Genomic DNA, 11,951 nt, shown 5'->3' on the forward strand with positions numbered 1-11,951 from the left:
CACCGGAGCAGGCAGAACCCGATGGACGATGCGCTGGAAACCCGCGTTGAACGCCTTCGCCATCACCTTCAGCGACCGCTTCCCGGCCGCTGAAACCTACTAACCAAGATCGCCGGAAACACCTTTAGCGAGACAGCCCCGGCCAGGGCGACTGAGCGCGATAGAGGCGGTGGCGGTGCACCTCATCCTTGCCCTGGATGTGTACACGCACTGTCTGGCCGGGTTCCCGCGGTCGTTGGTGTCCGACACGTAGGTGGAGTGGCGATGCTGCTGCGCGAGGTGATGACCCGACGCCACTGCGCGAGGAGTGGAGCGAGGACACACGGTGGCGCTATCCGGGGATCCCCGCACAGGTCGTGGTGACGTGGCTGCGAAAGAACTGGCGAGTATGCAGTACCTGTTGGCACGAGACCCTGGCCTCGGCCCTGGATCCTCCACGGGTAAGGCCCGCAGCGGTAGGACGAATCGGCCGGAGAGCAATGACCTCCGTGTTGCCTGAGGGACGCTGCCTCCGGCCGTTCAGGGTCGGCGGGGCCTTCCGATGTCAGATCCGGGTCATGGTGCAGGCGTATCCGCCTCCACCGGGGTAGGTCCATTCGCCGGTAACCGTGGTGTCGTCGGCGCTGAACGTGCCCTCGTAGTAGGCGGGGCCGCCCTTCGCGCCGGCCCAGATGGTCAGCTTGTCGCCGACGAGTTCGTAGACGTAGTCGAAGGTGTTGCCGGCCGCGTCGTAGAACCGCGACACCACGTCCGCGCCGACCGGCTCGCCGAACGGGTGTAGGTGTCCGATGATCTCGAGGCCGGTGACCGGCTGCCCGAACTGGCTGAGTTCCACGTGCTGGAGTAGGAAGAACCGGCCGGCCATCCACTCGTACCGCACGGTTCCCTCGGCGCCGCCGGTCACCGACCAGGCGCCGACCAGACGGTCCAGGGCCTGCAGTTCGACGCTCGGCTCGGTGTTCTCAGACATCGTGTCCTCCTTGGTGAATGCTTGCCGATACCTCGAAGGCGGCACCCGCGCTTTGACACCCACTGGCGTAACTCAGGTCACATCGTGGTCGTGTCGCAATCCCCGGATCGGCCACGAGGTAGCGGCAGGAACTCACCAAGGAGGAAGTCATGGCCACCGTCGCCGCCACCGTTCCCGCCATCCGCCGCTCGTCCGACCGGCTGCTCCTCGCCGGTGCCCTTGCCGGGCCGGTCTTCTTCGCCTCGGCCGTGACGCAGATGCTCACTCGTGAGGGCTACGACATCACGCGGCACCCGATCAGCCAGCTCGCCACCGGTAGCCTCGGCTGGATCCAGATCACCACGTTCGTGCTCGCCGGTGTCGGCGGCCTGGCGCTCGCCGCCGGTATCCGGCGTACGCTCACCGAGGGCACCGGCCGGCGTGTGCTGCCGATCTTCGTCGGGATCTTCGGTGCCGGGCTCGTCGCGGCCGGCGTGTTCACCATGGATCCTGAGCACGGCTTCCCGGTCGGGACCCCCGACGGGCCGGTCGACCAGATGTCCTGGCACAGCATCGCGCATTCGGCCGCGGCGGCCATCGCCTTCACCGCGCTGGCCGTCGCCGCCATCGTGCTGACCGTCCGCCACGTCCGTCGTCGGGCCGCGCTGCCGGCGGTGCTGAACGGCGTCGCCGCGCTCATCCTGCCGATGCCGATGTCGCCGAGCCACATGAGCATCCAGATCGCCGTGAACGGCTTGGTCGCCTTCACCTGGACGACGGTCGTCGCCCTCTCCCTGCGCCGTTCGAGCTGGTCGGCGTAGCGTGACCCGAGCCCCACGAGCACGAGGATGGTCATGAAGTATCTACTGCTCAGCTACACGCCGGCCGCCGCCTGGGACGCCGCGACCGCCGACACCCCGTCCGAGGAGGCGCTGGCCGCGTTCGCCGCGTACCAGCAGTTCGAACAGGAACTGATCAAGACCGGCGAGTTCGTCAGCAGCGAGGGTCTTGGCCACCCGGCCATCAGCACCACGGTCCGCAAGAGCCCGGCCGGCGTGGTGGCGACCGACGGGCCATTCATCGAGCTCAAGGAGGTCCTGGCCAGCTTCGCGGTGATCGACGTGGCCAGCCAGGAACGCGCCGTCGAGATCGTCTCGCGGATGGTCGAGGTGCTGGGAGAACCAGTGGAGATCCGGCCGATCATGGGCGCGGACTTCGCGGCATGACCGATTCCGCTGAACGCTGCCGGCCGGAAGCGGCGAACCGGGAGGGCACAAGAACGGCAGACCCGGCGTGACGCCCGACGTCGAGCACCTGCTGCGCACGGAGGCCCCGCAGGTGCTCGGCGCGTTGGTGCGGCGCTTCGGCCACTTCGACATCGCCGAGGATGCGGTACAGGAAGCACTGCTCGTCGCGAGCCGGGCGTGGCCGACCAACGGCGTGCCGGAGAACCCCCGCAGCTGGCTGATCCGGATCGGCTACCGGCGAATGGTCGATCTGCTCCGCACCGACCAGGCCCGACGCCGCCGCGAGCAGCACGAAGGCATGACCGAGCTGGCGATGCAGGATCCGGCCCGCCAGGCGCACGTTCCGCTGGAGACCGACGACAGTCTCACGCTCCTGCTGCTGTGCTGCCATCCTGCGCTGAGCCCCAGCTCCCAGGTGGCGCTCACTCTGCGCGCGGTAGGTGGCCTGACGACCGCGGAGATCGCACACGCCCACGGGACGACCGAGAGCACCATGGGTGCGCGGATCAGCCGCGCCAAGCAGCAACTGGCCCGCGCCGGCGCCCGCTTCACCCCGCCCACCGACGCCGATCGGGACAGTCGGATGAACGCCGTGATGCAGGTGCTGTACCTGATCTTCAACGAGGGCTACACGGCCTCCACCGGCGACGAGCTCGCCCGCATCGACCTGACCCGCGAAGCGATCCGGCTGACCCGCATGCTCCGCGACTCCCTGCCGGACGACCCCGAGGTGACCGGCCTGCTCGCGCTGATGCTGCTCACCGAGTCGCGGCGCACTGCCCGTACCGACGGCGACGAGCTGGTGCGGCTCGACGAGCAGGACCGGACACAGTGGAATACCGCCCTGATCCGCGAGGGCACGGAACTGATCGACAGCGTCTGGCACCGACGCGAGGTCGGCACGTACCAGTTACAGGCGGCGATCGCCGCCGTGCATGCGGCCACCACGTCGCCGGAACAGACGGACTGGCCACAGATCGCGGCACTGTACCTGTGGCTCGAAAGGCTCAACCCGACCGCGCCGGTACGGCTGAGCCGGGTGGTGGCGGTCGCCCACGCCTACGGGCCGGCCCGAGGACTGGCGCTGCTCGACGACCTCAACCGGCGCTACCAGCTCGATCAGGAACCCCTGACCCGACAACGGGAACGCGCCGTGCGCGCCCACCTGCTCGAGATGACCGGCAACCCGAGCAGCGCGGCGGCACGGTACCGCGAAGCAGCCGACCTGACGGAGAACCAGGTCGAACGGCGATACCTCCTCGGCCGGGCCCACCGCCTCGGCTGACCGGTCATCGGCCCCGGGCTGCGACGGTGGGAAACATCGGCAACCCTCTCCCCGCCACCTTCGCAACGGCCGCCGGAAATGCTGGCGTCCCCGAAGCGACGTTCACCGACACAGTGTCTGCAACGTCCATGCCACCGGCAGACGATCGCAGGCGAAAAAGGAGAGCTGATCTTCGGTGGGATCTGAGGCGACTGTGACCCCCTGCCGCCCGAAGGCCGGCTGACATCCGCACGTCAGAGATTGGGATGGCGGATCACCTCGCGGCTCCCTCCTCCATGGCCGTCTTTTGCGCTCAACTGGGCCATCTATCGCGCTCGGTCACAGCCGGCGCGCCGACACCTGCCAGAGTGAGCATCGCCGGCAAGCCGACTACCGTCGCCGACGTCTGTCAGCAAACAAGATCACCTGTGAGACTCGTGAAGGCTCGCAGCGTCCGCGCCGACGAGGACTTCGCTACGAGCCGGGGCGCCTCACAGCGCAGGTCAGCCCCACTCTTCGGCGATCAACTCGTCGGATCGGCCTGACAGAACAGGCCGCTACCGTTCACGGCACTAACACCACCTCATAAATCTCCATCCCGGTCCGGTCCCACCTTGGAACCACCGCCGCACCTACCGGTGCGCCTCGCCCACCCGCCCCTCCAGGGGCCGGTCGGCGCCGCGCCGCGCGGCGACCCCAGGTCGCACCGCACCAACCCGCACCTCTCCCGCAACCGACCCACGCACCCCGTGGGCCGGTCATCTTCGCGCGCCCTGACGCGTCCCCCAAGGAGGACCACTCATGCCCAAGAACCCGACCCGGAAGGCCACCTCGCCGGCTGTCACACCGACGGCGACGATCCGCACCATGATCGTCTGCGTGCCGGGCGACCTGCCCCGCGAATCCCTGACCGCACACCAGCTCGACCGCAACTTCGGCGTGCAGGGCACGCTGTCGCCCCGCTTCTGGGCCAGCCCCGCTGTGCACCTGTGGCAGCGCAGCCAGATGTTCGGGCTGCGCAAGGGCCGCCCGGCCTACTGCGCCGGCGGACCAGCGCGGCTGCTCGACCTGACGGGCATGCGCCAAGCCGCCGGTGTCGGGGCGGGCATTCGTCACCAACTGTTCAGCCGCGCGGTGCACGGCACCCGCAACGCCACTGCGTGGCACGTCTACGAGGCTCGCCACCTGGCGGACCCGCAGCAGTACCCGTGGGACACGGCCGTCGCGGACTTCACCCATCAGCCCCGGGTCAACGCCATCCGGATGCACAACGCCGCCGCCTACGGCGCCGGGCAGATCCGCCTCAGCGAACTGGAGATGTACCAGGCCGGCTGCATGGCCTACCAGCACCACAGCGCTCTGACCGCCTTGGCGGGCGATGCGCTGATCACCGCCGAAGGGGCGAAGCTGGCCCCGTCCAGCGACGCCATGGCCGACCGGGTGACTTACCTCGAACAGGCCAACCGGTTGCTCGCCGCCATCGACCCCGACCAGCGACTGCTCGCGGTCGCGCTCTGACAGAGCCGGCCAAGGAGACACGCCCGACGGGCCCGTCGTGCTCCTGCTCGACGAGGTCGAGCGCCTCGCCGTCGCCTGCGTCCGCGCCCTGCGCCGTAGCGCCGCTAACCGCTAGCCATCCACGCGCACCTCATCGCACAGCTTCAGGTCGCCACACGCACTGCCGCAAACGCCCTGCTCACCATCCTGGCGACCGGCTCAGGTGTCGGCAGATACCCAGGAGCCGCCGCATCTCGCCCCGGCGTGCCAGCCGCCCCTGGCAGGGGCGCTGACAGCGCTGCAGGCCAGCGAGACGGCCGCCCTTTCCCTCTTGCGCGTATGCCGGCGAGCGCCGGCACCAACCCCTACGCACCGCACCGAGCCGTCGGCGACCAAGCCCTGGTCGCCAACATCACCCTGCCTGAAGGGACACCCTCCATGATTCACCTTCCGATCTGCCCCGTCTGCAACGAGCCGGTGGCAGACCAACCCCCCACGCACTGGACCAACGCCTACCGCGGGGGCATCCCGTGGTGGCATCTGGCCGACAACAGCCCCATCTGCCCGGCAGCCGACGGCCAACACGCCCAGCCGGACCTCGTCGCCGACCCGCTACCGGTCGACAGTCAGACCAACCCCTGGCTCGATGAGATGAGCCGCCTGTTCGCCGTGGACGGTCCCTATGACCCCGCCCGACTGGGCAGCGCCATCACCGCCGCCGACCACCTCACCGGCTGGCTGCATACGGCCACCGGACCGTTCAGCGCGCTGCTCACTCTGCCGGCGCTCTCCGACGTCTCCTCACTGATCGGGCACCTGCACCGAAGCTCTCGGCTGCTCGCTCGGGTGCACGCACAGATCGGGTCCTACGTCCTCGACCAGGCCCGCCAGGCACACCTCGCCAGCCTCGATGACAGCGAGGGGGGCGATGTCATCGACGCCGTCGACGACCTCCGCGCATGGTTGCAGGACGCGGCCGACTCGCTCGCCCAGTCGGCGCAGGCATCTGGGGCCGCGTGGTCCAGCGCCCGCAAGGTCGCGGCCGCGAGGCACCTCGGCGCCTCCTCCACCGCTGGCGATATCGACCCGCAGGAGGGCCAGCGGTGACGAGTCCTGACTACACGCCGCGTCAGGGCAGCACAGCCGTCTTCTCCGGTCGGTGGCTGCGCTACGAACCGGTCCCTGGCTTCCAGCGCTACCACGAGGGATACCTCGCGACGGTGACCGGTTGGTGGAACGGCAGCTTCGAACTCGCCCTCGACCACGAGGCCGTGATCGCCCTTACCCAGACGTTCACCGCGATGGCCACCTACGTCGGCGATGACTGGCGCACCGTCGGCTTCGACGGACACACCCTCACCATCGCCCGTCCGCTGTCCCTCGGCGGCGGCGTCCACCTCGTAGAGCCCACCGGCAGGCGGTACCGGATCGGCTGGGGCCTGCCGTGGCTGCCGGTCGACCCGAGCCGCTGCGACCGCGTCTTCGGCCAGCCATAGCCGCACCGCCCACCAGCACGGGGCCTGGCAGCCCCGAGCGTCGACGGCATCCCGAGATCCGGTCACCGCACTTGATCACAAGGCGCCATCGAAGCGTGGATCAGTGCACGCCACATCCCAGCAGACGCAACAACAGCCACAGGGAGGACTCATGGACAACCCCACCGACCAGACCGCGGCGCCCAGCGCCCTCGACAAGGTCGCCGCCGCTCTGGCAGCACTTGGCCAGGACACGGCCGCCGCGATCGCGCAGCGCGCCGGCGTCGGCTACTCGACGGCAACCAAACGACTTCGCACCCTGGCAGAGGCAGGCCAGGCCAAACCGTTGCGCGCCGACGACGGCCCCACGCTCTGGCGACACCTGCCGAACACGACGACCAGCACCGACAGCGACGACCCGCAGGCGACCACGACCGACGCCAGGCAAGACCCACCCCCCGCACTGACGGACGACAACGCGGACGAGGCTCACGGACCGGACGGGGCCCCCGGACCGGCAGAGGAGGCGAACACCGCCTCGGCGGCGAGACCGGACGAGGAATCGACCAGTCTCCAGCCGGACGACGAACGCCGACCAGCGCCGGACAGCGACGCGGGCCGACCAGCCCTACAGGACCCACCCGCCAAGCCGGACCACGTCCCCGACGCACCGACCACAACGCCGGCGGAGGCCGGCGAGGCTTCCCCGGCCGACGCCGAGAATCCGCCCGCAGCCGCCGCGTACGGTCAGGCAGACTCCGCGCCCAGTCTGGACCCGACAGACAGCGACGAACCCATTGCGCCCAGCAGCCCAACCGAGGCTCCGAGCGCGTCCGATGGCGGGAAGCCACGCCGGTCCAAGGGCAGCCTGCGCGGGGCCATCCTCGACGTGCTCGAAGCCCATCCCGGCCAACCGTTCAAGACCAGCCAACTGTGCAAGGCCATCGACCAGGCGAACGAGGACACCGACTCGGCCAAGGCCAGCGCGGGCGCGGTCGTCAACGCCGTGCACAAGCTCGTCACCGACGGAGTCGCCGTTCAGATCGCCGAGAGGCCAGCGACGTTCCAACTCGCCCCGACAACCACCTAGCAAACCCGTTACCGCTGGTAGCCCGGGGCGGGCGTCGAACTTGGCGGAACCACGCCCGCCCCGGTGCTCCTTCACCTTCAAGGAGCGACGTCAAGTGTGTCACCTGAGCTCTTACCTCACGGCGGCCGGCGGAGTCCTCGCCGGTCTCGCCGTCGCCGCGGCACTGCTCGCCCGGCAGCGGCACATCATTCACCATCAGCGGCGGGCGTTGGCGGCCCGCGACCGTGACCGGTCCTACTGGCACCGGCTTGCCACGCACAACGACACGACCGACCTGCCGAACCGGCGGGCCCTGCGGACCCACCTCGAGGCCACGTTCTCGCTCGGGGAACCGCTCGGGCTCGTCCTCATCGACCTGGACCGGTTCAAGCAGGTCAACGACACCTACGGCCACGAGCACGGCAACGACCTACTGCGCGAGGTCGGACGCCGCCTGAGGGCCCTCGGGCCGCCGGTCGCCCTGGCCGCGCATCTCGCCGGCGACGAGTTCGCCCTCGTCGTGCACGGCCACGATGGCGAGATCGAGACTGCCGCCGAGGCCTCCCACCGGCGCATCTCAGAACTCCCGTACGAGATCGCCGGGCAGCAGGTGAGCGTCACCGCCAGCGTCGGCTACGCGCTCGCCGAGCCGGACATGCTGCCCCGCGACCTCCTGCACACCGCCGACCAGGCCATGTACCTGGCCAAACGCAAGCGCTGCGGCATCCGCGCCCACGACCCGGACCACGCCACGCCGCCAGGAGTCGTCATCCGCTACCGCGACCTGCGCTAACACGCCCCCGGCGCCAACCGCCCCACGTCCCCGCAACGCACCAGAAGCCCCGCAGGCCATTCGGCCTGCGGGGCTTCGCTTACCCCAAGGAGCCCATCCCCGTGATGTCCTTCAACACCGTCCACACCCTGACCGGGTGCCTGCTGCACATTGAGGCCAACGCCGACCTGCTCGGCTGGGGCCGCCCGCCTCTCCTGCTGCTCGTCCAGGAGCGGCCGGCCCCAACCGCACCGCGCGGCACGAGACGCCAGATGCGCGCCGTGCACCTGCCGCTCAACGACACCCGCATGGGCCGCTACCGCGCCGGACTCGCCGACCTCCTGCCCGACCTCGCCAGCGCGCTCGACAGCAACCAGCCGGTCGCCCGGCCCACCCTCGCGGCCTGCGTCGACATCGGCCTGATCACGGACCTCCTCGCCGAGCCCACCCCCGGACTCCGCCTGCTGGCCTGGGCCGTCTGCTACGAGGACGTCCTCGTCGAGTCCGACGACCTGCACGAGATCCGCCGCGTTGACGCGGTCGACGCCGACCGCCGCAGCTACCGGATCACGAGGCTGCGGGGCGAACCGCACCCCGTAGTCCGCGTCGACGACCACATCGCCCACGACGACGCGACGGCCACTCGCCCCGCACTGACGCGTCTCGTCCAGACCACCAGCAGACCCGGCCGAATCACGCCGACAGCCTCCTGACTGCCGCCGACGCCCCGCCAGCAGCGCGGGTCCCAACCTCACCCGCGCGCCACACACCGTGCCCCTACGGCACCACCCGAGGCAGACGACTTGACCTTCATCGAGAGAGAAGCGTCGATCAATCAGGTCATTGTCCGGGGGCTGCCATCAGGCACAACACGACCGGCGCCGACCGGACGGTGACCCCTGCCCAAAACCCCGACGGAAGGTCACCCGCCATGTCTGACCGCAGCCGAACCCGACCGTCCCACCGCGCTCTCCTCCCCCGTGACGTCACCGACCCCCTGCTGTGGCGGCTGGCCGTGGACGTCCTCACCGCCCACCAACCCGGACCCGGCAACCGGTGCGCCAACCTGCAGTGCGCCGACCAGAGCGGGCCGTGTTCGGCCGCCAGGCAGGCACAACGGGCGATGCGCGCCGCGCGAGCCACACCACCGCCACAGCCGGCACCCGCCCGCGAACCCACACCACAACGGCCCGCCCGCGACTCCCTCGGATTCGTCGGCTGGTTCACCAACGGTCTCGCCGCCGCTGCCACGCAACTACTGCCGCGGGTCCCGCAGCGGCTGCCCCGCCGCGTCCCCGGCGCGACCCTGACCGCCGCCTACGCCGCGTAGCCGCAGCCCAGACGCAACAACCAACACCACCCGGCCCGAACTAAGGAACCTCACGACCTTCGACCGCGTGGCCCACCACGGCCGCGCGGTCGTCGCCGTACCCGAACACACCACCACGACGAGGAGACACGAGCCGTGAGAACCATTTGCTACGTCAGCGCCATCGATCCCGCCCAGCCGAGCACCGTCCACGCCCGCTACGTCCACTTCGACGGCTACCCCTCGGCGCTCATCGCGCACCTGCGCGGCATCTGGGCCACCACCGCCCGCCGCGAGACCCAAGCCCTCATCGACGCGGTCCTCGCCCACGACTGGTACTACCTCGGATCCGACGTCACCCCAGACACCCGGTCGTTCCCCCACCAGCACCCCGTTGGCGGTGTCGGCGTGACGTTCGACGACACCGAGCCGGAGCCCGCCACTGTCTTCCCGCTCAGCCGCGCCGGTGACCTCGACGCCTCGTGGATCTACGTGATCAGCCCGGCCGACGACACGGTCACCGTGCACACGAGCGACGGCGATCCGATCGGTGTCCACAGCCTCGGCTAGCTGGCAACCAAGGAGGACCACCGTTATGCCCGGCCACGCCTCTCCCCTCGTCCAGCGCCACTCCACGCCCTGCCGCGCTCCCTACCTCACCTATCCCCTCGGCCGCTGGGGGCCGACGTGAAGCTCCGATCTCTGGTGTCAGTCGCGGTGGCGCTCGTCGCCGTGTTCATCCTCTGCGCCGGTGGGCTCGGCGGATTCCTCGCCGGCGGCTCGGCCACCGCCGGATGCATCCCTATGGTCACCTCTCCCGGGTCCACGTCAGACAGCGCGGTGTCGCCGCCCGGGCCGCCGATCCTGTGGCCGGCGATTGATGACTGGGACAGTGACCAGGTCGGCAACGCCGCTGCGATCGTCACCACCGGCGCTCGCCTCGGGTTACCGGCGCGCGGCTGGGTGATCGCGGTCGCCACCGCGATGCAGGAGAGCAGCCTGCGGAACCTGGCCGGCGGCGACCGGGATTCGGTCGGGTTGTTCCAGCAGCGCCCCAGCCAAGGGTGGGGTACCCCCGCCCAGCTTCAGGACCCCGTCTACGCGTCGGAGAAGTTCTTCGACGAGCTGGCCACGATCCGCGGCTGGCAGGCGATGCCGCTCACCGAGGCCGCCCAGGCCGTGCAGGTCAGCGCCTTCCCCGACGCCTACGCGACATGGGAGGCACCAGCCACCCAGCTGGTCACCGCGATCGCCGACACCACAGGCCTACCCACCCACGGCCTAGCCGGGTGCGGGGCCACCGGCCCGTGGACGCAGCCGGTCCTCGCCCCTGTCGGGTCAGGCTTTCGTAGCTCGGACCGGCCTGGTCACGACGGCGTCGATCTCAGTGCCTCGCGCGGCACCATCATCCGCGCCGCGTCCGCCGGGACCGTCCGCACCGTCCGCTGCAACGCCGTCTACGCCGACACCGGCGCCGAGTGGGGCTGTCACCGCGACGGCGACCCCGCCCTCACGCGCGGGTGCGGCTGGTACGTCGACATCGACCACACCGCCGGCCTGCTCACCCGCTACTGCCACATGGACCAACCCCCGATGGTGACCGTCGGGCAGCCGGTCGCCGCCGGCCAGCCCATCGGCGTCGTCGGCTCCACCGGCCACAGCTCCGGCCCGCACCTGCACTACGAGGTGCACCACAACGGCGATGCCAGCCCGAACGGCGCGATCGACCCGGTGCCCTTCATGGCCGCACAAAACGCCCCGCTCGCCACAAACGAGCGGTGATGAAGCTTATGCAACATTCGTCAACCGCCGCAGGATCGTCCCGATGCTGCCGGGATCAATGGCACCGCCGAAGCGCATTCATCCACCGCCAGCCCACCGTAATTCCAGCCCGCGACGAGCAGTATCGCCACACCGATGAGCAGGCCCGCTCGGCGTCTCACAAGGGGCAGTGCAACACATCTTGACCATGTCGAGCTGTCCCCAACCCGCGGTGTCGCTCAACCCCTGCCAGCGCGCCACTGGCACCAACCCTTCCGGTGAGCACACCAGCGCCGAGCTGGCTGAGCTGTTCGGTGTGGCGCGCTCGACGGTCTACCGGGCGATCAAGCGTGCTGCGGCGGCACTTGGACCGGTTTGAAAACCACGCATGGCCCCTCTGTCGCGAACAAGCGTCAGCGCCCGTCGCGACCCTTGCGGTATGAAGTGACGAGCCACCCGAGGAAGCCGATCAGCAGAAGGAGGGTCTGCTGCACCGATAGGTGACATCTGAGATGGCTTGCCTTGGTGGCGGGCTGGAAGGATGTTGCTGTGCCTAAGCCCTACCCCCGTGAGTTCCGCGATGACGTCGTGCGGGTGGCCCGTGATCG

General features: G+C 69.9%; 14 protein-coding genes. 13 read left to right on the plus strand and 1 reads right to left on the minus strand.

The genetic code is table 11. The features are described from left to right. Positions 1-544: 544 nt before the first annotated feature. Positions 545-970 carry a hypothetical protein gene (locus tag DLJ59_RS34685; protein ID WP_124778332.1) on the minus strand — a complete coding sequence of 142 codons (426 nt, stop codon included), beginning with the start codon at positions 968-970 and terminating at the stop codon, positions 545-547. Between the two features lie 149 nt (positions 971-1,119). On the opposite strand from DLJ59_RS34685, the gene DLJ59_RS34690 reads away from it, so the two are divergent. From DLJ59_RS34690 to DLJ59_RS34750, 13 genes are all read left to right on the plus strand, one after another. Next, positions 1,120-1,770 (plus strand): DUF998 domain-containing protein, encoded by a 651-nt coding sequence (locus tag DLJ59_RS34690; protein WP_124778333.1) that lies wholly within the window; start codon positions 1,120-1,122, stop codon positions 1,768-1,770. Between the two features lie 33 nt (positions 1,771-1,803). Further along, a complete protein-coding gene (locus DLJ59_RS34695; protein ID WP_124778334.1) occupies positions 1,804-2,175 on the plus strand; it encodes a YciI family protein in 372 nt (123 codons plus the stop codon). A gap of 67 nt (positions 2,176-2,242) precedes the next feature. Next, positions 2,243-3,481 carry an RNA polymerase sigma factor gene (locus DLJ59_RS34700; RefSeq protein WP_208648940.1) on the plus strand — a complete coding sequence of 413 codons (1,239 nt, stop codon included), beginning with the start codon at positions 2,243-2,245 and terminating at the stop codon, positions 3,479-3,481. 780 nt (positions 3,482-4,261) lie between these two features. Then, positions 4,262-4,978, plus strand: coding sequence for a hypothetical protein (locus tag DLJ59_RS34705; protein WP_124778336.1), 717 nt, complete (start codon positions 4,262-4,264; stop codon positions 4,976-4,978). Positions 4,979-5,395: 417 nt separating this feature from the next. Further along, the gene (locus DLJ59_RS34710; protein WP_124778337.1) at positions 5,396-6,064 is read left to right on the plus strand and encodes a hypothetical protein; all 669 of its coding nucleotides are present in this window, start codon (positions 5,396-5,398) and stop codon (positions 6,062-6,064) included. Then, positions 6,061-6,453, plus strand: a complete 393-nt coding sequence (locus DLJ59_RS34715; protein ID WP_124778338.1) for a hypothetical protein — start codon at positions 6,061-6,063, stop codon at positions 6,451-6,453. The genes DLJ59_RS34710 and DLJ59_RS34715 overlap by 4 nt, the downstream gene beginning before the upstream one ends. 151 nt (positions 6,454-6,604) lie before the next feature. Further along, on the plus strand, positions 6,605-7,522 hold the full coding sequence (locus DLJ59_RS34720; protein ID WP_124778339.1) for a MarR family transcriptional regulator: 918 nt from the start codon (positions 6,605-6,607) through the stop codon (positions 7,520-7,522). 94 nt (positions 7,523-7,616) lie between these two features. Next, positions 7,617-8,294, plus strand: a complete 678-nt coding sequence (locus DLJ59_RS34725; RefSeq protein WP_124778340.1) for a GGDEF domain-containing protein — start codon at positions 7,617-7,619, stop codon at positions 8,292-8,294. Between the two features lie 104 nt (positions 8,295-8,398). Beyond that, positions 8,399-8,986, plus strand: a complete 588-nt coding sequence (locus DLJ59_RS34730; protein ID WP_244236388.1) for a hypothetical protein — start codon at positions 8,399-8,401, stop codon at positions 8,984-8,986. A 218-nt stretch (positions 8,987-9,204) separates the two neighbouring features. Beyond that, complete coding sequence (locus DLJ59_RS34735; protein WP_124778342.1) at positions 9,205-9,603, plus strand: hypothetical protein; 399 nt, start codon at positions 9,205-9,207, stop codon at positions 9,601-9,603. 135 nt (positions 9,604-9,738) lie between these two features. Further along, positions 9,739-10,152 (plus strand): hypothetical protein, encoded by a 414-nt coding sequence (locus tag DLJ59_RS34740; protein WP_124778343.1) that lies wholly within the window; start codon positions 9,739-9,741, stop codon positions 10,150-10,152. Between the two features lie 117 nt (positions 10,153-10,269). Next, positions 10,270-11,364, plus strand: coding sequence for a M23 family metallopeptidase (locus DLJ59_RS34745; protein ID WP_124778344.1), 1,095 nt, complete (start codon positions 10,270-10,272; stop codon positions 11,362-11,364). Between the two features lie 211 nt (positions 11,365-11,575). Continuing rightward, entirely contained in the window at positions 11,576-11,722 is a 147-nt protein-coding gene (locus tag DLJ59_RS34750) for a helix-turn-helix domain-containing protein (RefSeq protein ID WP_208648941.1), read from the plus strand. The last annotated feature ends 229 nt before the right edge of the window (positions 11,723-11,951 follow it).

Origin of the sequence: Micromonospora inaquosa (genome assembly GCF_003857055.1) — a bacterium.
Taxonomy (GTDB): domain Bacteria; phylum Actinomycetota; class Actinomycetes; order Mycobacteriales; family Micromonosporaceae; genus Micromonospora; species Micromonospora inaquosa.